The organism is Methylobacterium nigriterrae (assembly GCF_037106235.1).
Classification (GTDB): domain Bacteria; phylum Pseudomonadota; class Alphaproteobacteria; order Rhizobiales; family Beijerinckiaceae; genus Methylobacterium; species Methylobacterium nigriterrae.
Window position 1 is genome coordinate 1 of sequence record NZ_JBAWTG010000090.1, and the last position, 18,750, is coordinate 18,750.

Here is an 18,750-nt window from a genome sequence, read left to right on the forward strand (position 1 = left end):
CCCGCCGAGGCGGAAGCGCGCTACTATACCCAAGCCGAGGTGCAAGCCTTGGCCGCCTGATCCAAGCCAATCAGCCTCCGGGAAACCTGGAGCGGTTCAGAACACCACCGCTGAAAGGCTTGTGCACGAGCCTCGAAGACCACTCGCAACGGCGTGCCAGGCTCGCCACGGCCGCTCGGCCTGTCGCGGTGAGAGTAGGGATTGCCGCCATACAGCCCACGAACTTCTCGTGCCCAGGCCTCGTTCGCTGCCGCGAACTGCTCCTCAGTCAAGACGAGTTGACTCACGTGCGCTGTGGCTGGGCCCATCAGTCCCAGTCCCGACTGTCAAGCTGACAGACACCACCCATTTGCCGCTCGATCGCGGTCATAGTCGCATCGAGTGTCGGGTGGAGGCGTGCAACGCCCTCCAGCTTGCTACCTTCCTCAGGAAGGATCTCGAAGGTGCCGGACTTGGCCGACCGCTCGACTTTGCCGAGGGAGCGGCCAAGGCGGTCTTGGAGGCTCCACTCGCTGCTCGCTGAGGCGGTGGGGCTAAGAACAACGTCCATGGCTAAATTCCGTGGGGCCGAAGAAGCCTATCCCAGTCCGGCTGCCTCGTCTCGGCGACCAAGCGTAGTTTTTGGCACCTGGAGCTGCCTTTCTCGATGAAGGGAGCGCATGGTGCCTTTCAACGATCCGCTCTCGGACGCGCTTGACTTAAATTTTGGTTAACAGCCGGCTGATTGATCCCGTCGGGACAATGCGTCATTTTCGCCCGCAACTCAGAGCTGTTTTATTCACCTCACGGCGAGCGCCATTTTTCTTGAAAATGCCACGTTCTCCATTTATGCAGGCTCATCGGATTAGATTATTCGGCCCGCCCTCCTGCTCCTGATCGAGCGCCGAGTCCGGCTCCCCGCATTCATCGAAGTTTGATTGCTGCCGCAACGGCAGCACGCCCGTCGCTTGCCTTGAGGCATCACGACGCTGAACACAGGCGCCGCGTCACGGCTTCTGCCACAGCGGCTTATGGATCCACATGCCCATCATCACTGAACTGAAGCCCACGACACCGCCATCCCTCCCCCTGACGAGCATGACACCAACGCCGCCCAATCCAGACTGGAAGCCGCAGCCCTGCGGTCTCACCCGCGAAGAGCTGCGCAAGATCATCTTAGACGTGCTCGGTTGACGCCAGAAGGCGCCTTCGTCTCAGGCGTTAGCGGTCACCGTGTTGAGGACGCACTGGGGCTGTCGAACGTACACGTCAACCGCGTGCTGCAGACGATGCGCGGCAACGGCTTGATCACACTGCGGAGCAACACTCTGGTCATCGAGGCGTGGGATGAACTGATCCACGTCTCGGAGTTCGACCCGATGTACCTGCATCTGGAGAAGCAAGCTGCTGGATGAGCCTGCGCTATAGCCGTTCGTGTCAGGACGGGCGGCACCGACGCTGAGTGACAGCACGGCTTCGCGGACGGTTACCCGGCGGCGGTGCGGACAGACTTCTCAATAAACACCAGCTCACGTTAATGCGAGGCGCTGCCGAATTGTGCGAGAGTCGACAATCGCTGGCCACGATCCTGGGCGCCAGCGGCTGAGAGACCAAGCGTGCTCCCGCCTACAAGCTGGAGCATCGCTATGGCCGATGACACTCCCTCCGTCGCGGATCTTTGCGCCCGTGCGAATGCGGCCATCGCCACCAGCTGTCAGCTGAAGGAGGAGACCGCAGCCTTACTGGATGCGGCCCATGCCTTCGTGGTGGTAGCTTGCGCGAGATTGGGCCGTACGGAGCTGACCACCCTCTCCGCTCGGCGAAAGCCGTCATGACGGTCTTCAGGGTTGAGACTCCCCTCGACACTGCAACCCAGTCCGTGGCCGAGGCCGAGCAGCGTCGGGCGCGGCAGCTCGGTCTCATGGCTGAGCTGAGCGGCGAGGAACAGGTGCAGGCCCATCGGATACTGGCGGAAATCGAACGCACGCTCGTGCTGGCGCGGGCCCATCTCTCGCTCCTGCGCAGCCTCGGGGCGGATGCTTGAGAGAGCGTGAGCTCTGATGACCCTCTACCACTTCCATCTTCGCACCGCGCACGGTCTGGAGCGCGATGAGGCTGGCCTGCTCTGTCCGAACCTGGAGGCGGCCTATCTCGACGCCTGCGCGAGCATTCCGAAGCTAGCGGCCGAGCTGATCGAGCAAGGGCACGATCCGAGCGCCTGCAGCTTCGAGATCTGCGACCGGCACGATCTCCTCCTCATGGAGATACCGTTCCTGGAGCGGGTTAGCCGAGTGCAGAAGCCGGCCCGGCGCGTACCGCCGGCCATCTCGCGGGAGACGTAGGCGCTGTTCAACCGGCTCGATCTGCTGAAACTGTCGATCCGGCATGAGACGGCGAAGCTGCGGGCCAACCTCGTGCAAGCGCGCGAGGAAACGGCGAGCATCCGAGCGCGGACCAGACGGCGCGTCCGATAACGCCCAGTCGGCGAACGGCACCGTGCCTTGGCGAAGGTCTGGGAGGGCAAGCCCTGTTGGAACGCTGGACAGCCTTCTGAAAGTCTTGCCCTATGTCCGACCAACGTCCTGGCGAGCGACTTTACGCAATCGAACCAGAAGCTTCTGCGTCTGCGACAGGGTGGCGTGCAGAGCCTCTCGCTCTTCCTGGACGCGGGCAATCAGGTGCCGGGTTCGTGCCTTCTCCGCTTGCGCCCTCAGCGCCAGCGCGGGTGACACAGGCCGCTGCGGCCGCTCGCCCTTGCTGAGCATCTCCGAAAACGGCACTTTCATCAGGAGCCGGCCCGCTGCATCCGTGATCTCGAACACATGGCGCGTCGGGTTCTGCCCGCGTTGCACGAGCTCGGCACCCATCGTCGTGACCGCCCGACAGACATCAAGATAGGCAGCCTCAAGGCTGGGAAACGCCAGCCCCTCCTCATCCCGCTGCAGGCCGGCCGCAGTTCGAAGGTGGAAGTAGTAACAAGGCATACCGTCGTCCGACCCTATTCTCCTCCTTCTCCCCACGATAACGCAACAGCAACTGGTGCTCTTGCATCGCGTGGGGCAGAGCCGCCTTCTGCCATTCCTCACTGAAGCGGGCATTCAATTAAGTGAACCTTGGGCGTGGTGAAACGTCTACTGCGCGGGGGCACCTCGCGGAGGCGGCCATGCCCCAGCACCTCATCCGCAAGCTGGAGCACTTCACTCGCCTCTCAGCCGACGATAAGCGGGCCCTCGAGGCTGCTGCGGGCCGAAGGGAGCATCTGGTCGGGCCTCACCAAGACATCATCAGCGAGGGCGATCCTCCCGAGCACCTCAACCTGATCCTGGAGGGCTGGGCCTGCCGCTACAAGCAGCTGGAGGACGGGCGGCGGCAGATCATCGCGTTCTTCGTAGCCGGCGATCTCTTCGACATCCAAGCCTTCGCGCTGCGCGAGATGGATCACTCCATCGGCACCCTCACGCGGGTCAGGCTGGCCGAGATCCATCAGGACGCGCTCTTGCGCCTCACCGACAAGCACCCGCGGATTGCCCGGGCCTTCTGGTGGGAGGCTGTGGTCGGCGTCGCGATCGTGCGGGAGTGGACGGTCAATCTCGGCCAGCGCACGGGGTTGGAGCGGATTGGGCATCTGCTGTGCGAGCTGTTCATCCGGCTGTGCGCGGTCGGGCTGGTTGAGCACAACAGCTGCAGCTTGCCGATGACGCAGGTGGATCTGGCCGACGCGACAGGCCTGTCGAACGTGCATGTCAATCCCGTGCTGCAGGAATTGCGTTGCTCGGGGCTGATCGTGCTGAAGGACCGCCGCCTCACGATCCCGGATCTCGCCGCGCTCCAGGCGGTGTCGCTGTTCAACACGAACTACCTGCACCTTGACCGCGAGGGTCGCTACTTCGACGCAGACCAGGGGTGAGCGGTCCCGCCCCTGCATCGGTTCCATAATGCCCAGTCGGCGAACCACGCTGCAGCCGAAGGGCGCCTGCTAAGTTCCGCTGAAGCAAGCCCTATTGGAACGCGGGCAAAGGCGGGTAGGTCGCCGCTATGCCCGGCGCTTGCATCGTTGAGCGGGTCGATAGCGTTTCAGACCCATGATGGCGTCCGTTCAAGACAGGTTGGAGCGCTTGGCTCTCATGATCGCGGAGACCGAGCGCGAGTGCCGCGTGCAGCTTGCCACCATCACTTACCTGCTGAGCCGGGGGAACAACGCGGAGGACCCAAAGACGAAGCTCGTCATCCTCGACGAACTGCTCGACCACCTGCGTGAGCGTCAGCGCCATCTCCAAGACGGCGGAATGGAACATTGATCGCCTGTCGGGGAGGCGCATATCGCGGAGGCCGAGCGGCAGCTATGGCGCTATTTTTCGAGCCGCCGATGATGGCATGAGGGTTCATGCCCAAAGCCGCTCGTTGCAAGACCTTCCTGATCACCGTCATTCAGCGCCACGAGGAGCGCAGAACCTACGCGGTCATGAAGGCGACCGCAGACGAAGCGCTAGAGGCGGTCCGCTCGATGTCGGTTCTGGGCACGAGGGCCTATCTCGTGGGCGGCTTGTCGCGGGATACGGCGCGCCGGCTGAAGCTCAAATGCGATGACGTGCGGTTCGTCTGAGCCAGTGCGATCCAGCCCGACGAGAGCCGAAGCAGCAGCTTCCATAACGCCCAATCCGCGCAGGCCGCGACATGGCGTCAGGCCGCGGGCCCTTCGTTGGCATCATGCCGAACGCGCGGCAGCTCCGGGGCTAGTCGGCACACGTCACCTCATCGATGCTACCGTCACAGCAGGCCACCTAGCAGACAGGCGGCCTGCCCACTCGGCAGGTGGCGGGAACAGCCGAGAGCCGGCGGCTTGGCGAGCATCAGGCGCGGCCGGCACCTTCCCCGCGTAGGAACCCCCGCTATCCGGCACGGTAGCTCCTGCAGATCGCTCTTGGTCATCGAGCAGTCTCGCCCACTCAGAAGGTGGTGGAAAACAGCCGAGAGCCGGCGGCCCTGGTTGAAACTCTCGGGACGCGGCCGGCGCCTGTCGCTCCACGGTAGTCCTTCTGGGGCGGCACCGACCCCGCGTGGGATGCGTGACTGTTTGAGTGGGCTCTTATTCACAGCTGCAGCCTTACGCTAACGACGCTGCTGAACGCGCGCAAAGGAGAGACGAATTAATCACCCGCCATGGACGACGATGGAGAAGACGTGGGAGCCGCGCGGCAGAGGCACGAACCGTCTGAGTTTGTACGAAAGCCTCGGCCGGGCAATGTACGCGCGAGCCCGCGAATAGTTCGCGTAGGACCCTTTATGAAGCGGGGCACCGATCGCGACATGCCATGAAGGTGTCGCTCATGATCACGCCACCTGCTCTGAGACGCCCCAATTTCACGCTCGAGTTTAGTGCTAGCCGCAACAACGGCTCAGGTCGCTGCGTTGGTTTGATGGGTCCGAGACCGAGGTCTTCCCCATGTTCCGCCTCCTCGTCTTTCTTGCGCTCATCGCCGCGCCAGGGCCCGTGCTTGCACGTCCGGCCAAGGCCCCGCCTAAGGCCAAGCAGGTGGTGATCGTCCCAGCAGCAGCCCCCGTCTGTACGCGCGTGCGGAGGAAGGCCTTCCATCAGGCAGAGGGGTGGTCCGTTAAAACGGTCTCCCTCGCCTGCAAAACCGTAGTGGCCGTGACAAGCCAGCCAGGAAGCAAAGATTTCACAAGCTTACGCGCATCCAAGCGCGCCAAGTCCAAGTAGTCGATCCAGAGACAAGCATAATCAACGGCTTGTACAAGCGAGCGGCAAGGGGGCTCTCAAGAAAATTTTGAAGCTGCCGTCCGCGTAAGCTTCCAAATCTGTTTCCAGGCCTGAGATGACCGGCTGCCGCGGTCAAGGCCCCGCCTCATACTCGCGCCGCACCTCGGCCAGCTCCCTCGTGCGCTCCTCAACCTTCCTCAGGACGCACTGGTCGGATACCGGATGCCACATCGTGCCCTCAAAGACGCTCATGTAGAGGTCGCACTGAGATGTGGTGTACCTTCGCCACGCCTCCTGGGCTGACCCGACATCCTTCTGCTTGTCCGACGGGATCGCCTTGAGAAACTGCTGGTACTCTCGGTCCAGCTCCTTCTGAGCCTTATCGATCTGGCTGATCCAGCACGCTCTCGTGTCAGCGGTGGTTCGCACCTTCTCCGCACAGGCGACCGCCGCTCTCGCGTAGGCGCTCTGCTCTGGCTTGAGTGCTGCTGATCCACGTGCCTGCACCGCGCTTGCGCCGAGAGCCAGCCAGGTGCTTGCTGCCAAGGTGGCCATCTGGATGATGTTGCGCATCGAAACCTCAAGCCGCTCGCTCTAGAGGCTGTTTACGGTGGACCGACGCACCAGGATGCGGAGGCCGTCCTTGTCCTCCCGCAGATCCTCGACATTGAGTGCGACCAGCTCGGAGCGGCGGAACGCGCCCGCGAAGCCAAGAGCCAGCAAGGCACGATCCCGCTTGCCCGTTAGGGTGTCGGGCGTGCGCATGATCATAGCTGCGAGCACGTCCGCTGTGGCGGCAGCCTTCTGGTTCGGCGCCGTCCCGATCCGTCGCCGGATGCCCTTCACGGCAGCGTGAACGCCCTCGTCGGCAGTGGGGTCAGGCAGGCTTGCCAGCTTGTGGGCATACCGGATCGCGGCGAGGCGACGGCCAATGGTCGAGGCTGCCCTACCCGCTTTGGCTTCACGGACGAGGAAGCCTGCGACAGCCTCAGGGCTCGCCGGCATGGATCGGAAACCGTGCCGCGCACACCACGCCTCGAACAGCGCGGCATCACCTCGGTAGGCTCGCACGGTCGCGTCCGCCTTCGATGCGCGCTGGTAGGCTTGGACGAGAGCAGCCGCCTCGGCGGGCAGGGTATCCGATGGCCGAAATGCCTCGGCCGGAAGAAGGGCTTGAGCCGAGCCGCTATGCATGGGAGCGCCCAACGTCCTGAGCCATCGCATCCCACCAGCGGTCTGGCAACAAAACGCCATGCACGCGCATGCGTGCTTCCACGGCATTTAGCAGGAGCTGCCACTGTTCGGCCGAGAGCTGAGCAAGCGGCACGCCGCGCCACCAACTATCTGCGATGTCGCGAGCGGCTTGTAGAACCTGAGGCGGAAGAGGTGAGAGATCAGCCATCAGAGCGTCCCACCAGTTGCGCGAGGGCCTTTTGCCAGCCCTTCGGCGTCTCGATGCCGCGCATCCGCATCCTGGCCTCGACGTTCACCAGAACCAGTTGCCAATGCTCCGGTGAGAGACCGTGCAGGGTCTCGCCCATGCCGAGGTTTAGCGCAGCAAGTTCGGCTGTCCGCAGCCATTCCTCCGGCAGGTTGAACTGCTCGTTGGCAGGTAGCTGACGCGATGGATCAGACATGGGGACGCTTATTGGGGGTCGTATAGGCAGGGCGACAGATCGTGCTTCCGAACGGATGTCACGGCCGATCTCCCCAGGTCTGGATCACGGAAACGAGCAGCCAGGTCACCATGAGGCTGCTGACGAGCGCAAGCAGCGCCCTGTTCACGGGAAGCACGTTGTCGGTCAGCCCGGCAAAGTTGAAGACCGCGAAGCCGACGAGGCCAGCGAGAGCCCCGATCCAGATCAGGAGACGCGCGCTGGTATCCATGTGAGACGTCCCGGTTCGGGAAGCTGCCGCGATCATCGCACCACGGCGCTCGTCGCCCAATCGCCGCGCATGTCGCAGGTGGATTGCTCGCCCGTTATCCCGAACATAGCTCCGGCTTCAATTCTTCACGCACCTTGCGATTCGCTCTACTCGAAACTTTCGAGAACACCGCTTCTGCCAGCCCGCAAGTGGCTCGACGCCACGCATGCGCATCTTCGCCTCGACGTTCGCTAGCACGAGTTGCCGGTGCTCCGGCGTGAGGTCATGCAGGGTCTCGCCGATGCCAAGATTGCGTGCGGCAACAGCGGCTGCCTCCAGCCATTCCGCTTGCAGAGCGAAGGGACCATTGTCGAGCTGATTGGTCACCCTGCTTCACCGGCCGGCACCCAATGCCCCGGCTCTGGAGGGCGGTCTTCAACCGCTGGCTGATCGGGCGCTGCTTCCGACCAAGGTGCCGATTAGCCGTAGCAACTCCTGGTGCTCCGGAGCGCCACTGTCGACGACCAGGAAGGAGCCTAGCTCAATCTCAACGGGCAGCCCTCCCGAGGGCTGATTGGGCTCATGCAGAACGAATGGACGCCCCGTTGTCGTGTCTCGACAGAGTGACCAGCGATCACCATTCGGGCTGGCATACAGCTCTCTCTTCGGGATCATAGTCATACATCCACTGCTGTAGCAGCGCTTAGCATCCTCTGCAGAAGCTAGCGCTAGCTATCATCGCATATCGCATGAGTGGCAACGCTATCAGAGGCGCTAATCGTCGAGCGGTGCGGGGCATATAATAGGAGACAGACTCAGCCGAGCGCCTTGCGGTCCATAGGCGTGGCAATGGAATTAACGCTTTGCTAACCGCCCGTTCCCTACCCTGCCAGGCTGTACCCTTCGGCAGGAGAACATCGGCATGCCGGTCATATCGATCGCCAACCCCAAGGGTGGAGCTGGCAAATCGACTACGGCGCTTGTGCTCGGCACGACGCTCGCCGCCCACGACGCCAGCGTCACACTGTTGGATTGCGACCCTAACCGCCCAATTGCCGCTTGGTCACGTGGCGAGAGCATCACCGCTATGAAGGTGCTCGCTGACATCAGCGAGAGTCAGATCGTCTCCACGATCGACGCGGAGAGGGCAGGGCGCCAATTCGTGATCGTGGACTTGGAAGGCACTGCAAGCCGTATGGTGTCCCGCGCCATCATGCGTTCCGACTTGGTGCTGATCCCCATGCAGGCATCGGCTGTCGACGCCGCTCAAGCGGCGAGGGCGGTCAGCCTCGTGCAGGAAGAGGAGCAGGTGGTCGGCCGCTCCATTACCTTCCGCGTACTGTTCACGAGAACCTCGCCAGCCATCCCGACACGCAACGAGAAGATGATCATCGACGAGCTGCGCAGCGCCGGTATCCCGGTGCTGACCACGCATCTGAATGAGCGCGCCGCCTACAAGTCGATGTTTACGTACCAGCGCACGTTGGCCGAGCTTGATCCTGCACTGGTGAATGGCCTTCCCGGGGCGCTTGAGAACGCAGAGCGCCTCTCGGGCGAGATCGTGGAGCTGATTAGCAACCTGAACGTGAGGGCGGCGGCGTGAACAGCAAGCCTTCCTTCGGTTTCGGCAAGCTGGCTGAGATCCAGCCGAGCGCTCCGCCTGCGTCGAGTCCAGTCACTCGTGAGGTCGATCAGGTTGCAGAGAAGCTAGGGTTTCAAAGCCGAGAGGTGCCTGCCCGGCGCAAGCGCCGCATAGCGGTCGACGAACCGACCGATCAACTCAACCTCCGAGCTGCAATCGCCGACATCAACCGCTTCGTAGAGTGGTGTGAGGCCGAGCGCATGTCGTACCGCGAAGGCTTTGGCAGGCTCGTCGCCAAGATCGGTTAAGGCAGAACATGATCACGGCAGCCTTTTTGGGCATGCTCGTCACCGCTCTCGGAGCGGCTGTAGCCGGTGCGATCAGCTCGCCGGCCGAGAGGTGAGGGGAGTGGCCGCCGTCGTCCTAGGTGCTCTCTCGGGTCTGGCAGGCTTGGTCGCTGCGTGGCTCTGGTATCAGGCGAGCGCAGTGCCGATCACGCCGCCGTGGCAATCGCACGAGCGCGCCCCGGTTGATCCAGTGCAGAACACGGCCGGCTGGACGTTCGCATCGATAGCAGCGCTGGACGAAGGCGCACGCCTAAACAAGCGGGCCGCTCTATGGACGGCGGTCTCTGTCGCTCTGGCCGCAGCTCAGAGCCTGCTTTCCGCCTTCGCGGGTTAGGGGCACTCAGCGAAGGCTGAAAGGCGCGATGCAGGGATGCCGGCACACCTGCATGCAGGGTAATCTGAAGTGCGCGGCGAGGGCGGCTTCAATCAGGCCGCCGTGTGCAAGCGTGCCTTCGCCGCCTGGGCGAGGAAGCCGGAACGGCTCTCACCCGCAGCTTCAGCCGCACGGTCGATCCGCTTGAGTAGGCCCTCCTCAAGCGAGATGTTCACGCGCACGGCTCTGCCGGGCAGATCCACGTCAACGAGGCCGACCATGGCGCCCTCGCTGTCCTCACGGAAAGCGGGATCGCGGCGCAGTTCGTCCAGCGTGCGGATGGCCGGAACGTCGTCGCCGTCCTCGGCCATGCCACTGACATGGAAGGCCAGCATTTCCGCCGCCTTGCGGTAGAGCGTGTCGAGATCTCCGGCGACCGTCGTGGCGCCGGGGAAGTCGGGAAACGAGGCGCCGAAGCTGCCCCCTTCCTCATGGATGAGCATAACCACACGGGTCATGTTGCGGTCTGTCGCCCTCTTTCACCAGTCCCAGCCGGCCTGCCGGTAGATGCTGTGCAGCGTCCCCAACGGGATTTCTCGCACGCCCGCATCGACGGTCACCTTGCCGGGCTTGGTAGGATGCTTGAACTGGACGTGATCACCCGGCCCCTTGCGAACGACAGACCATCCATCATCGCGAAGCTGGGCCATCACATCACGGGTACGCTGAGTTCGGGTCGGCTTAGACAAAGTAGTCCTCGGTCCGAGGCCCGACATGCGCTTCGACCACGAGCGCACCGTCGATGCGCCCCAGGTCGCGAGACCGGGCAGGCAAACATGACGATGACGCTTTCGGGAGAGCCGAACCACGAAGGTGGACACTCACGAACCGTGTGTGTATCTATACACAATCATCTAAGCAGCGCAAGGGCGCCCTGAACGGGCTGGCAGGATGACCGTTCCGCGATGCAGGGAAGCAGGGATGCCGTAAATCAGCATCAGCGGAGTCGAGGTTTTCAGGATAAGAGTGCGGCAGGGTTCATCGCCTGACCGCCGAACTCAGTGACTACTTAGGCGAGGCCGCCAGCCCGGGTCGGGAGCGTAGCGCCAAGCTTGATAGCGGTCTCCGCGATCACGATGTCCCGGATCTGATTGAGGTGCTGGGCTTCGCTTTTTGACTTCTTATCGAGCTGCTTCAGCCTCTCCAGCATCTTCTCGAAGGGGCAAGAACGATCTCAGCGACCTCACGGCTGCGGGTCCCCGCATGTACGAGGCAACCGTCTGCCGCGGCTGGTCTTCAGCCCTGCGCCTTCACACACAAATGGCGCGGCCGTTTGGACCAGCCGCGCACCGGAACTCGGTCGCCATAAGCGGCGTCGTCTCAGCAGCTCCGGTTTCACGAACCATGAGGGCCGCCATGCGTGCGTCCGTCCTTTGGACCTCCGCCGTCCTACTCACCGCCAGCGTTCCTGCCTTGGGCCAGGGCTTCCCCAGCTCGAACATCAACAGCATCAACAACTCGTTGGCTTTCCAAGGCGAGATGCGCGCCCTGCAGCAGCAGCAGACGACGAACTTCAACACGCTGAACATGCAGGGCCAGCGCAACGTCCTGTTTCAGCCTCAGGGCGACTACTACTCCGCTCCAGCCATCCTGCCGCGCGGGCGCGGCTTTGGTCCGGCGGGTCCGCGTCATACGGGCGGCGTTCGTACAGGCCGCACAGGCTTTGATCGTTCGTTGGATGCAGGCATCTGCGTCGGCTGCTGATGGTCGGCAACTCGCTCAGACCAGCATGAGAACCCGTCGCACCTGCACGTCCGACCAAGCGCCGCCCCGGGGTGCTGGGATGCCACGGGTGTTGAGCGCCGCGGCAATCCCGCCCTGAGAGGTCGCGCCGGCTGCCCGGATAGCCGTGATGACAGGGGCGAGGTCCTGGGCCCGCTTCGCTGCCCTGTCAGCCTGCTGAGCCCGACCTCGATCTTGGCCAGCACCCTGGTTCCGTAGGTTCTCGGGCTTGCCCAGCCGCACGCCTCGCGCCTTCGCCGCGGCCAGCGCCGCCTTCGTCCGGGCGGAGATCATCTTCCGCTCGGCCTGGGCGACGACCGCCATGATGCCGACCACGAGCTCGTTGGCTTCGGGCATGTCGGCGGCGACGAAGCGGACACCGGCCTTCTGAAGGCCGAGCAGGAAGTGCGCGTCGCGCGAGAGGCGGTCGAGCTTCGCGATGACGAGGGTGGCGCCATGCAGCCGGGAGAGCGCCAGGGCTTCCGCGAGGCGGGGGCGCGTGTCGCGCGCCCCGCTCTCGATCTCGACCAGTTCGGCCACGAGGCTGCCGCCGCTGGCGAGGTAGTCCGCCACGGCCTTGCGCTGCCCCTCTAGGCCGAGCCCGGAACGACCCTGCCGGTCCGTGGAGACCCTGAGATACGAGACGAAGCTGCCGCCCACTGGCGCCCCCGACGTTGGTCCGAACGAACGTTCAACCGGATGTCGGGGGCAGGGTGTGGGCCTATACGGTTAACGAAGTGCTGCTCCGGCCTCAGGACTTCTTCGGGCGCCCACGGGTCTTCGGAGTCTTCTGAACGGTCTGCTCGGCGTTTCGCTGTGCCGTGCCACGCAGCCGTCCGAGGCCGAGTGCCTTGGCGAGTTCCGAGCGTTGGGCGGCGTAGCTGGCAGCCACCATCGGGTAGTCAGCGGGCAGGCCGTAGCGCTGGCGGTAGCTGGAGGCATCAAGACCATGGGACGTGAGATGGCGCTTGAGGATTTGATAGGGCTTGCCGTCGATGAAGCTGATCAGCCCGTTCGGCGTGATCGACTTGCGGATCTGCGCGGGCGTCGCCTTCTCGGCCTCGGCCTCGGCCTCGATTGAAGCTGGCCCATTCGCCATTCCAGCTAACGTTGCATGGACGCTGGCGATCAGCGCCGGCAGCTCGGAAATCGGAACGGAGTTGTTCGAGATGTAGGCCGACACGATCTCAGCGGCGAGCTCGATGTGGTTGTCCTGCTGTGCTGAAATGCTCTGGGGAGCGCCTTCTTCACCTGCCATGTCAAGTTCCATATGATCAGAGGTATAGATTGGAGTGAGAAAGCCTCTGCTGCCCATTATGTTCCGCGCTCGCTGTAGAATTGAGCCCTAATTTCGGCAATCAAGGCAGGGGCTTTTTAACAAGCGTACTTTAACATGGTCATCATGGACGAGCGCCGCAGACACGTACGTGCCCACACATACCTTGCCGGCCGCGCAGCCTTCGCATGGAACTCGTCAGCACCTGTCGAGTGCGTCGTGGGTGAATTGTCCGCCTTTGGGGCCTGGGTCCAGTTCGCCGTTGGCGTGACCGTACCTAGCCACTTCGACTTGTTGGTCGGTCAGAGTGGCCGACCCCACAGAGCGCGCGTGATATGGCGTCACGCGAGCGAGGTAGGTGTAACGTTCCTGGAGGAGCGAGCCGCCCCCGAGGTCATGCCGGGCTAGAGACGCTGGCTGCAGCCCTGGCGCCCGTCAGGACCGCACGCAAGAGCATGGTGGCCGAACAACTGCCCGCGACTTCCGTTGAGAGCTGGGGAGGCCCCGCCAGGAGGGCCCGCATGTTCGAGACTTCCGACGACTACTGCTTCGTCGTCTACCCGCCTGCGGCGCCCGGCTTGCCTTGGCTCTCGGTCTGCTTTGGCCCTGATGGGGCGATCATCGATACTGAGGCCTTCGCCACCTTTGATGAGGCCGATCTCATCACGCAGAAGGCGCGCGAGACCCTGAGGAACAGTCTCCTCCGGCGCCACATGCCTCCCTCTGGCGCCATCTTGCAGTAGGCTGTGGCCGGCGTCGGGCGCGGCCGTATGCGTTCGTGCCGCCAGCTCTCGGCTGTTTCCGCCACCTGCCGAGCGGGCGAGGCCGCCTCTCAGTTCGCATAACGCCCTTCGCGCCAGAGGTAGACGGGACCACGAAGAGTAGAGGAATCATTCCGTCGGATATTCGTCGGATTTTCCACCTAAGGCCTCGGTTATGAGATCGGCCGTCGGCCCGCATTGGTACCCAATGAGACCCGATCTCGACAATTGTTGACTTTTCAGCCAACCTGCAGCGTTGACGATAGAGTAACGAGATGGCTAATTATTTCGTCTCGCTGGAGGCAGCCGACTCAGACCCGGGTTTTCTGAGATTTGAGGAGCGACTCACGAAAATCGATCCCTGCTGTTTTATGGTCATCCGCGATCTCTGGTTTCTCAAAACGACGCTATCAAAGCAGGACGTATTTAATTACCTAAGAAATTTTACAGAAGCCGATGATCGACTGATCGTGATCGTTGCTTGTGACTGCTCGTGGGCGAATTTACTTGTGCCGGGCGACCATCTGCGTGCCTGTTGGGATCTCCCGGCGCCGAGGTCCGGCTAGGGGTGCAGAGTGTGCTGACAACTCGCCGTGCCTTGCCACTGGGGAAGCCAGCGCTCTGTGCCGGATCGAACACGATCCTGAAGCCTGAGAGTCCGGACCGAAATACATGAGGGGCCGGCCGGTCGGTGGACGAGGAGCATCACGGAGGCGGCGCAAAGAATAATCCCGGCTGAAGCGAGTGCGCCTGTCCGAGTCCACCATGACCTACCGCTCGCGCCCTCTAACCAGCTAGGAAGCAGTCTGTCGGGGGTTGTTCGGAAGTGCCATCCAGAGCTATTCTGCCCCCGATAGTACTTCAGCGGACCGTCTACCTGGGGAATGTCGGCTGGAGGCAAGGCACACGGTTAGGAGCGCACGCCATGCTGCTTAACACGTGCAATTGCCGCTCTGGCTCGTCGATCTCCCGGCGCAGATTACTTTGCGCGGGCGGGGCGGGTTTCGTCTCAGCTCTAGTAGGCACATTGATCGGCGGTTCGCAAGCTGCGCATGCTCAGGCGCTTGGCGGGGCTGTTCCAGAAGTCGACCGGTTGACCGTAAGGATGGTCACCGACAACACCATACTTCAGTTCGTGCCGACCGAACGACGAGACGGGCTGGCTGCAGAGCGCATGGGCAGCAATTTATCCCCGGACAGGCCGCCGCGAGCGACTCTCGTAGCGGAGTGGGGCCTGTCCATGCATGCGGAGTCCCGCCGCGGGGACGAGGTGCGCAGAGTTCTGATTGACTTCGGCTACACGCCGGAGACGCTGCTCAACAACATGCAGATCATAAAGATCGATCCCTCGCGCATTGATGCGTTGGTGCTCAGCCACGGCCACTACGATCACTTCGGTGGTCTAGTCGGCTTCCTTGCCGCGAACAGGGGTCAGCTGAGGCCAAAGCTTCCTTTCTTCGTTGGCGGCGAGGACTGCTTTTGCGTTCGCACGACCAATTCGGGTCAGTTTGGTGCACTTGATCGCAACACTATTCTCAGTGCCGATCTTTCGTTGATGATGGCTGAGGGCCCATCAGTCGTGGCGGACCACGCCTTTACGACCGGGGAGATCGCGCAAAGCACGTTTGAGAAGCCTCTCCAACCAACGAAAGAGAAGGTCGGCATAACCGGCGGCTTCGGCTGCTTCCCAGATCACGTCTCTCCTGCGAAAAACACCGGCGAGTTTGTCCCGGATGACTTCGAGCATGAGATTGCAACAAATTATGTCGTCAGGGGGAAGGGACTTGTTATTCTGACCTCGTGTAGCCACCGTGGTGTGCTAAACACGATCAAGCAAGCACAAGCCGCATCTGGCGTGCAGAAGATCCACGCAGTAATTGGCGGCTTCCATATAGTTCCACCGTTGACTGAGGTTTACATTCGTGAAGTGGTTAATGCCTTTAAGCAGCTTGATATCGATTATATCATGCCGGCGCACTGCTCTGGAGAGCAGTTCTACGATATAGCCAAAACTGTCCTTCCAAATAAGGTCATCCACAGTGCTGTCGGCACAAAGTTCGTTTTTGAAGCGTAACCCGATCCCTTCTGGTTCGGCCCGGAAGTTGGGCGAGCGATCACACTGAGAGTCCGGAGCGAAACTCATGAGAGGCGTGCCAGTCGTCGAACGAGGAGCATGACGGAGGCGGCATAGAGGAAGGCTTTAGCCGAGGCGAGGGTCGCTTCCGGGTCCCTCCAGAGCCGCCGGTTGCGGCTGATCCAGGCGAAGAACCTCTCGACCACCCACCGACGGGGGTGAACCGCAAACCCAACCTGATCAGGCGGCTTCTTGACAATCTCGATGGTGATGCAGGTCGCGTTGGCAGGTTTGTCTCCGGCATATCCCATGTCGGCGAACGCCTTCGTGATGAACGGGAAAGAACGCCGGGAGAGGCGCAGCAGCAGAGGTGCACCGTCCCTGTCCTGAACGTTGGCGGGCTGGGGCTCCAGGATAAGTGCGCGCCCATCCGTGTCCACCATGACCTGCCGCTTGCGCCCCTTTACCTTCTTGCCAGCGTCGTAGCCCCGAGGACCGCCGCTCTCGAGGGTCTTGACCGACTGACTGTCGATCACGGCGGCACTGGGTGAGGCCTCACGTCCGACCCGTTCCCGGTCGGCTATGACCAGCAGGTGGTTCAGGGTCTGGAACACGCCGGTGTCGCGCCACAGCGCAAACCAGCGATACACGGTCGTTCGCGGCGGAAACTCGTTCGGGAGCAGCCGCCACGCGACCCCGCCCCGCAGCACGTAGAAGATGGCGTTGACGATCTCACGGAGGGGCCACGCCCATGGTCGCCCACGCAGGTTGGGCGCCGGCATGAGGGGCTCGATCACGGCCCACTCGGCTTCGGTCAAATCGGTTTCGTAACGCAGGTCGTCGCGGCTATGCTGCCGCCGAGTAGCCGGGGTCCACATCGCGGTTCCTGAGAAGGCTTCGACATTCCCTCGGAATCATGCTTCCCCCGGCCACTCAACCCATTTCGGTCCGGGCTCTGAGCAATCACGTACCGATCGCTGGCCGTACGCTCCCCTCCGGTCCGCGAGCCTTGAGCTAGGCTGAAAGGGTGGACTAGCCTCCGGCGTCAGATCGCTTCGGAGAAAGCGCCATGAACGAGCGGGGCTGCGATCTCGGCTGGGTGCTGATCCTTCAGAGCCAACAAGCCCGTGCCGAGCTAGAGGACGCCATCCGGCGTTCACAGGCTTCAATCGCACGGGCAGATGCCCTGATCCACGAGTTGACCACCTCCACGCAGCGGAGACGCGAGAGCCTGAAGACATTCGTGCGCAGGGCCGCTCACAACGCCTGACAAGCCGGACCGCAGCTTTGCGACAGCATGGGCACGCCTTTAAGGGGCGTAGCCATATCCTCGGTCCACCGTAGACGGACCCGGCAGGGGCTTCGTTCATGGTGCCATCGGACGAGATCACGTTCGAGCAGATCCGGGAGCGCGCCTACGACATTTGGGAGCGCAATCACCGGCCGAAGGGCTTCGAGATCGAGTTCTGGCTTCTGGCCGAGCGCGAACTCAAGGCCGAGCGCGACCGCAGGCGTGAGGGCGAGCACGAGACCGCCGAGGATCAGTCTCCGCCTGATGCGCCATGCTGATGCCGGGCGGCCCTCACGGGACACGGCCTTCCAGTGCCACTCGCGGTCTGAGTGTTATGAAACCAAGAGGCAGCGCCTCCGGAGGAACTCGGAGGCGAGCAAGCTCTTCATCCTGACGGCGGATGAGGAATGCACCCGATGGGTGAGGAAGCCGTAGCACCTGATGTCGCCTTCACGGTTGAGATGAGCCAGACCGGCACGCCTCAGCTGCGCGTGAGGATCAAAGACAGGAACATACCCATCGACATCTCCTCCGCCCAGGCTGCCGCTCTGGGGCAGGCACTCCTGGCGACCAGCGTGCTCTGTAGCCCTGACAATCCGCGCCCGCCGAACGGGGCCAGGATCGAGACCTGCCACCTTCCTCTTGTCGGCTGGAGGGTCGGCATCACGGACGACCAGCGCTGGCCGGTTCTCGGCCTGAAGTTGCGCGGCGGAGCCGAGCTGACCATTCGCCTGATGCCAAAGGATGCCTTCGGGTGTGGCCGGCAGCTCCAGCAGGTTGCAGGGCTCTTCGCACGCCCTCCCGGCACGCCGGTTTCGTAGATCAGTCCAAGCGGGTGTTCCTACGATTTGGAACGTGAACTTGGCCGGCGTCTATGACCTCATTGGAACGCGCATGCTGTTCCTCGCGGAGAAGTGCGACGTTGAGCCCGGCAACAGCTACAAGCGGGTCGGGTCCACCGCGCTCTTTGAGGCTTGGTCAGCCTATGCCCGCTCCAGCGGTGCAGATCCCGGTAAGCAGGCCGGCTTCGTCCAGAAAATGAAAAGGCAGCACTTCGAGCAGCGCCGCGAGGCCAACTTCAGGGGCTTCGTGGGTATCTGCCTACAGCCGATGAGCCTCGATCGGTATGGCGGTGACTGACCCTCGCCGCAACACAAGCCAGAGCCCCGCCGAGCCCCTCGCGTGGGGCTTTTTGCTGAATTGCATCAGGGTACGGCAGGACGCCATGACGGGCTATGACGGGTTGTGACGGGTCTTCCGGTTCCAACCTACGCGCCCGCACGCGCACGCCCGCACGGGGGCCAGAATTGGAGAGGGTGTCACAACCCGTCACAGGTCGTCATTGATGCATTCCGCGAGTGGCAGAATGTCCCGCCAGCGGGGGGGCTCCAAAATCGCCCATAGAAGCCCCAGGGCGGCCGACAGCCGAAACGAATAACTGGAGCGGCCAAGCCATCCGCGCCCGTCCTGAATCAACCTCGCGCAAGGAAACGGCATTCGAGCTTGGCGCTTGCCCGTTGAGGCCGCCGATCCCGCGATGACACTGCATTCGGCCGGCGGCTCCAAGGGCGCCTTAATCGTCGCCTTGCATCCTGCTGGCGAGCCGCGTTGCGTATTGGCTCGGTCGTGAGATCTACGACACGCCCCGCTGCCGTCTCCCCAGCAGGCAGCGGGGCAGCGCAGAGGTAATCCCTCATTAACCTTGCCGCCCTGATCCTGCCCTCTCCATGAAGCGGCAGGGCTCTCGATGGCATCAACTC

30 protein-coding genes are annotated in these 18,750 nt (G+C 62.9%); 16 read left to right on the forward strand and 14 right to left on the reverse strand.

Annotated elements, in window-relative coordinates; translation table 11 throughout:
- Positions 1-307 precede the first annotated feature (307 nt).
- Positions 308-550 carry a hypothetical protein gene (locus WDW90_RS27140; protein WP_336490628.1) on the reverse strand — a complete coding sequence of 81 codons (243 nt, stop codon included), beginning with the start codon at positions 548-550 and terminating at the stop codon, positions 308-310.
- Between the two features lie 470 nt (positions 551-1,020).
- Between WDW90_RS27140 and WDW90_RS27145 the strand changes: the two genes are divergently transcribed.
- Positions 1,021-1,173, forward strand: a complete 153-nt coding sequence (locus tag WDW90_RS27145; protein WP_336490629.1) for a hypothetical protein — start codon at positions 1,021-1,023, stop codon at positions 1,171-1,173.
- Positions 1,170-1,394 carry a cyclic nucleotide-binding domain-containing protein gene (locus WDW90_RS27150; RefSeq protein WP_336490630.1) on the forward strand — a complete coding sequence of 75 codons (225 nt, stop codon included), beginning with the start codon at positions 1,170-1,172 and terminating at the stop codon, positions 1,392-1,394. The genes WDW90_RS27145 and WDW90_RS27150 overlap by 4 nt, the downstream gene beginning before the upstream one ends.
- Positions 1,395-1,693: 299 nt before the next feature.
- Here WDW90_RS27150 and WDW90_RS27155 read toward each other — a convergent pair whose 3' ends face one another.
- The gene (locus WDW90_RS27155) at positions 1,694-1,987 is read right to left on the reverse strand and encodes a hypothetical protein (RefSeq protein ID WP_336490631.1); all 294 of its coding nucleotides are present in this window, start codon (positions 1,985-1,987) and stop codon (positions 1,694-1,696) included.
- A gap of 52 nt (positions 1,988-2,039) precedes the next feature.
- On the opposite strand from WDW90_RS27155, the gene WDW90_RS27160 reads away from it, so the two are divergent.
- On the forward strand, positions 2,040-2,321 hold the full coding sequence (locus tag WDW90_RS27160; RefSeq protein WP_336490632.1) for a DUF6894 family protein: 282 nt from the start codon (positions 2,040-2,042) through the stop codon (positions 2,319-2,321).
- Between the two features lie 222 nt (positions 2,322-2,543).
- Here the strand turns inward: WDW90_RS27160 and WDW90_RS27165 are convergent, their stop codons facing one another.
- On the reverse strand, positions 2,544-2,963 hold the full coding sequence (locus WDW90_RS27165) for a DUF6894 family protein (RefSeq protein WP_336490633.1): 420 nt from the start codon (positions 2,961-2,963) through the stop codon (positions 2,544-2,546).
- Between the two features lie 179 nt (positions 2,964-3,142).
- Between WDW90_RS27165 and WDW90_RS27170 the strand changes: the two genes are divergently transcribed.
- The 3 genes from WDW90_RS27170 to WDW90_RS27180 all read left to right on the forward strand — a co-directional run bounded on the left by WDW90_RS27170 (position 3,143) and on the right by WDW90_RS27180 (position 4,582).
- A complete protein-coding gene (locus tag WDW90_RS27170; RefSeq protein WP_336490634.1) occupies positions 3,143-3,886 on the forward strand; it encodes a Crp/Fnr family transcriptional regulator in 744 nt (247 codons plus the stop codon).
- Between the two features lie 217 nt (positions 3,887-4,103).
- Complete coding sequence (locus WDW90_RS27175) at positions 4,104-4,277, forward strand: hypothetical protein (RefSeq protein ID WP_336490635.1); 174 nt, start codon at positions 4,104-4,106, stop codon at positions 4,275-4,277.
- A gap of 86 nt (positions 4,278-4,363) precedes the next feature.
- Positions 4,364-4,582, forward strand: a complete 219-nt coding sequence (locus WDW90_RS27180) for a hypothetical protein (RefSeq protein ID WP_336490636.1) — start codon at positions 4,364-4,366, stop codon at positions 4,580-4,582.
- A gap of 1,248 nt (positions 4,583-5,830) precedes the next feature.
- On the opposite strand, the gene WDW90_RS27185 is transcribed toward WDW90_RS27180, so the two are convergent.
- The 5 genes from WDW90_RS27185 to WDW90_RS27205 all read right to left on the reverse strand — a co-directional run bounded on the left by WDW90_RS27185 (position 5,831) and on the right by WDW90_RS27205 (position 7,951).
- On the reverse strand, positions 5,831-6,271 hold the full coding sequence (locus WDW90_RS27185) for a lysozyme inhibitor LprI family protein (RefSeq protein WP_336490637.1): 441 nt from the start codon (positions 6,269-6,271) through the stop codon (positions 5,831-5,833).
- A 21-nt stretch (positions 6,272-6,292) separates the two neighbouring features.
- Positions 6,293-6,892, reverse strand: coding sequence for a site-specific integrase (locus WDW90_RS27190; RefSeq protein WP_336490638.1), 600 nt, complete (start codon positions 6,890-6,892; stop codon positions 6,293-6,295).
- A gap of 200 nt (positions 6,893-7,092) precedes the next feature.
- Positions 7,093-7,335 (reverse strand): hypothetical protein, encoded by a 243-nt coding sequence (locus tag WDW90_RS27195; protein WP_336490639.1) that lies wholly within the window; start codon positions 7,333-7,335, stop codon positions 7,093-7,095.
- Positions 7,336-7,393: 58 nt separating this feature from the next.
- Positions 7,394-7,585, reverse strand: coding sequence for a hypothetical protein (locus WDW90_RS27200; RefSeq protein WP_336490640.1), 192 nt, complete (start codon positions 7,583-7,585; stop codon positions 7,394-7,396).
- 117 nt (positions 7,586-7,702) lie between these two features.
- Positions 7,703-7,951 (reverse strand): hypothetical protein, encoded by a 249-nt coding sequence (locus tag WDW90_RS27205; RefSeq protein ID WP_336490641.1) that lies wholly within the window; start codon positions 7,949-7,951, stop codon positions 7,703-7,705.
- Positions 7,952-8,486: 535 nt separating this feature from the next.
- Between WDW90_RS27205 and WDW90_RS27210 the strand changes: the two genes are divergently transcribed.
- Positions 8,487-9,167: a ParA family protein gene (locus WDW90_RS27210; protein ID WP_336490642.1), complete on the forward strand. Its 681-nt coding sequence runs from the start codon at positions 8,487-8,489 to the stop codon at positions 9,165-9,167.
- Complete coding sequence (locus WDW90_RS27215) at positions 9,164-9,454, forward strand: hypothetical protein (protein ID WP_336490643.1); 291 nt, start codon at positions 9,164-9,166, stop codon at positions 9,452-9,454. Before WDW90_RS27210 ends, WDW90_RS27215 begins: the two co-directional genes overlap by 4 nt.
- 465 nt (positions 9,455-9,919) lie before the next feature.
- Here WDW90_RS27215 and WDW90_RS27220 read toward each other — a convergent pair whose 3' ends face one another.
- From WDW90_RS27220 to WDW90_RS27230, 3 genes are all read right to left on the reverse strand, one after another.
- A complete protein-coding gene (locus WDW90_RS27220) occupies positions 9,920-10,324 on the reverse strand; it encodes a type II toxin-antitoxin system HicB family antitoxin (protein WP_336490644.1) in 405 nt (134 codons plus the stop codon).
- 21 nt (positions 10,325-10,345) lie between these two features.
- The gene (locus tag WDW90_RS27225) at positions 10,346-10,516 is read right to left on the reverse strand and encodes a type II toxin-antitoxin system HicA family toxin (RefSeq protein WP_336490645.1); all 171 of its coding nucleotides are present in this window, start codon (positions 10,514-10,516) and stop codon (positions 10,346-10,348) included.
- A 359-nt stretch (positions 10,517-10,875) separates the two neighbouring features.
- Positions 10,876-11,016, reverse strand: coding sequence for a hypothetical protein (locus WDW90_RS27230; protein ID WP_336490646.1), 141 nt, complete (start codon positions 11,014-11,016; stop codon positions 10,876-10,878).
- A gap of 206 nt (positions 11,017-11,222) precedes the next feature.
- On the opposite strand from WDW90_RS27230, the gene WDW90_RS27235 reads away from it, so the two are divergent.
- Complete coding sequence (locus tag WDW90_RS27235; RefSeq protein WP_336490647.1) at positions 11,223-11,570, forward strand: hypothetical protein; 348 nt, start codon at positions 11,223-11,225, stop codon at positions 11,568-11,570.
- Between the two features lie 15 nt (positions 11,571-11,585).
- Here the strand turns inward: WDW90_RS27235 and WDW90_RS27240 are convergent, their stop codons facing one another.
- Together WDW90_RS27240 and WDW90_RS27245 are read right to left on the reverse strand one after the other, a co-directional pair.
- Positions 11,586-12,248, reverse strand: a complete 663-nt coding sequence (locus WDW90_RS27240) for a recombinase family protein (protein WP_336490648.1) — start codon at positions 12,246-12,248, stop codon at positions 11,586-11,588.
- Between the two features lie 91 nt (positions 12,249-12,339).
- Complete coding sequence (locus tag WDW90_RS27245; protein ID WP_336490657.1) at positions 12,340-12,846, reverse strand: Ros/MucR family transcriptional regulator; 507 nt, start codon at positions 12,844-12,846, stop codon at positions 12,340-12,342.
- Between the two features lie 539 nt (positions 12,847-13,385).
- Between WDW90_RS27245 and WDW90_RS27250 the strand changes: the two genes are divergently transcribed.
- The 3 genes from WDW90_RS27250 to WDW90_RS27260 all read left to right on the forward strand — a co-directional run bounded on the left by WDW90_RS27250 (position 13,386) and on the right by WDW90_RS27260 (position 15,699).
- Positions 13,386-13,607 (forward strand): hypothetical protein, encoded by a 222-nt coding sequence (locus WDW90_RS27250; RefSeq protein WP_336490649.1) that lies wholly within the window; start codon positions 13,386-13,388, stop codon positions 13,605-13,607.
- Positions 13,608-13,900: 293 nt separating this feature from the next.
- Entirely contained in the window at positions 13,901-14,191 is a 291-nt protein-coding gene (locus WDW90_RS27255; RefSeq protein ID WP_336490650.1) for a hypothetical protein, read from the forward strand.
- Positions 14,192-14,550: 359 nt separating this feature from the next.
- Positions 14,551-15,699, forward strand: coding sequence for an MBL fold metallo-hydrolase (locus WDW90_RS27260; protein WP_336490651.1), 1,149 nt, complete (start codon positions 14,551-14,553; stop codon positions 15,697-15,699).
- 65 nt (positions 15,700-15,764) lie between these two features.
- Here the strand turns inward: WDW90_RS27260 and WDW90_RS27265 are convergent, their stop codons facing one another.
- Positions 15,765-16,577, reverse strand: a complete 813-nt coding sequence (locus tag WDW90_RS27265; RefSeq protein WP_336490652.1) for an IS5 family transposase — start codon at positions 16,575-16,577, stop codon at positions 15,765-15,767.
- A gap of 191 nt (positions 16,578-16,768) precedes the next feature.
- Here WDW90_RS27265 and WDW90_RS27270 point away from each other — a divergent pair, with 191 nt between their 5' ends.
- The 4 genes from WDW90_RS27270 to WDW90_RS27285 all read left to right on the forward strand — a co-directional run bounded on the left by WDW90_RS27270 (position 16,769) and on the right by WDW90_RS27285 (position 18,130).
- On the forward strand, positions 16,769-16,969 hold the full coding sequence (locus WDW90_RS27270) for a hypothetical protein (protein WP_336490653.1): 201 nt from the start codon (positions 16,769-16,771) through the stop codon (positions 16,967-16,969).
- A gap of 98 nt (positions 16,970-17,067) precedes the next feature.
- Positions 17,068-17,268: a DUF2934 domain-containing protein gene (locus WDW90_RS27275; RefSeq protein WP_336490654.1), complete on the forward strand. Its 201-nt coding sequence runs from the start codon at positions 17,068-17,070 to the stop codon at positions 17,266-17,268.
- A 138-nt stretch (positions 17,269-17,406) separates the two neighbouring features.
- Positions 17,407-17,811 (forward strand): hypothetical protein, encoded by a 405-nt coding sequence (locus WDW90_RS27280; protein ID WP_336490655.1) that lies wholly within the window; start codon positions 17,407-17,409, stop codon positions 17,809-17,811.
- A 40-nt stretch (positions 17,812-17,851) separates the two neighbouring features.
- The gene (locus WDW90_RS27285) at positions 17,852-18,130 is read left to right on the forward strand and encodes a hypothetical protein (RefSeq protein ID WP_336490656.1); all 279 of its coding nucleotides are present in this window, start codon (positions 17,852-17,854) and stop codon (positions 18,128-18,130) included.
- Positions 18,131-18,750 lie beyond the last annotated feature (620 nt).

Coding starts and splice junctions, on each gene's coding strand:
- WDW90_RS27140 (WP_336490628.1), bottom strand. CDS start 550: ATGGACGTTGTTCTTAGCCCCACCGCCTCAGCGAGCAGCGAGTGGAGC.
- WDW90_RS27145 (WP_336490629.1), top strand. CDS start 1,021: ATGCCCATCATCACTGAACTGAAGCCCACGACACCGCCATCCCTCCCC.
- WDW90_RS27155 (WP_336490631.1), bottom strand. CDS start 1,987: ATGGGCCCGCGCCAGCACGAGCGTGCGTTCGATTTCCGCCAGTATCCG.
- WDW90_RS27160 (WP_336490632.1), top strand. CDS start 2,040: ATGACCCTCTACCACTTCCATCTTCGCACCGCGCACGGTCTGGAGCGC.
- WDW90_RS27165 (WP_336490633.1), bottom strand. CDS start 2,963: ATGCCTTGTTACTACTTCCACCTTCGAACTGCGGCCGGCCTGCAGCGG.
- WDW90_RS27170 (WP_336490634.1), top strand. CDS start 3,143: ATGCCCCAGCACCTCATCCGCAAGCTGGAGCACTTCACTCGCCTCTCA.
- WDW90_RS27175 (WP_336490635.1), top strand. CDS start 4,104: ATGATCGCGGAGACCGAGCGCGAGTGCCGCGTGCAGCTTGCCACCATC.
- WDW90_RS27180 (WP_336490636.1), top strand. CDS start 4,364: ATGCCCAAAGCCGCTCGTTGCAAGACCTTCCTGATCACCGTCATTCAG.
- WDW90_RS27185 (WP_336490637.1), bottom strand. CDS start 6,271: ATGCGCAACATCATCCAGATGGCCACCTTGGCAGCAAGCACCTGGCTG.
- WDW90_RS27190 (WP_336490638.1), bottom strand. CDS start 6,892: ATGCATAGCGGCTCGGCTCAAGCCCTTCTTCCGGCCGAGGCATTTCGG.
- WDW90_RS27195 (WP_336490639.1), bottom strand. CDS start 7,335: ATGTCTGATCCATCGCGTCAGCTACCTGCCAACGAGCAGTTCAACCTG.
- WDW90_RS27200 (WP_336490640.1), bottom strand. CDS start 7,585: ATGGATACCAGCGCGCGTCTCCTGATCTGGATCGGGGCTCTCGCTGGC.
- WDW90_RS27210 (WP_336490642.1), top strand. CDS start 8,487: ATGCCGGTCATATCGATCGCCAACCCCAAGGGTGGAGCTGGCAAATCG.
- WDW90_RS27220 (WP_336490644.1), bottom strand. CDS start 10,324: ATGACCCGTGTGGTTATGCTCATCCATGAGGAAGGGGGCAGCTTCGGC.
- WDW90_RS27225 (WP_336490645.1), bottom strand. CDS start 10,516: ATGGCCCAGCTTCGCGATGATGGATGGTCTGTCGTTCGCAAGGGGCCG.
- WDW90_RS27230 (WP_336490646.1), bottom strand. CDS start 11,016: ATGCTGGAGAGGCTGAAGCAGCTCGATAAGAAGTCAAAAAGCGAAGCC.
- WDW90_RS27235 (WP_336490647.1), top strand. CDS start 11,223: ATGCGTGCGTCCGTCCTTTGGACCTCCGCCGTCCTACTCACCGCCAGC.
- WDW90_RS27245 (WP_336490657.1), bottom strand. CDS start 12,846: ATGGCAGGTGAAGAAGGCGCTCCCCAGAGCATTTCAGCACAGCAGGAC.
- WDW90_RS27250 (WP_336490649.1), top strand. CDS start 13,386: ATGTTCGAGACTTCCGACGACTACTGCTTCGTCGTCTACCCGCCTGCG.
- WDW90_RS27255 (WP_336490650.1), top strand. CDS start 13,901: ATGGCTAATTATTTCGTCTCGCTGGAGGCAGCCGACTCAGACCCGGGT.
- WDW90_RS27260 (WP_336490651.1), top strand. CDS start 14,551: ATGCTGCTTAACACGTGCAATTGCCGCTCTGGCTCGTCGATCTCCCGG.
- WDW90_RS27265 (WP_336490652.1), bottom strand. CDS start 16,577: ATGTGGACCCCGGCTACTCGGCGGCAGCATAGCCGCGACGACCTGCGT.
- WDW90_RS27270 (WP_336490653.1), top strand. CDS start 16,769: ATGAACGAGCGGGGCTGCGATCTCGGCTGGGTGCTGATCCTTCAGAGC.
- WDW90_RS27275 (WP_336490654.1), top strand. CDS start 17,068: ATGGTGCCATCGGACGAGATCACGTTCGAGCAGATCCGGGAGCGCGCC.
- WDW90_RS27280 (WP_336490655.1), top strand. CDS start 17,407: ATGGGTGAGGAAGCCGTAGCACCTGATGTCGCCTTCACGGTTGAGATG.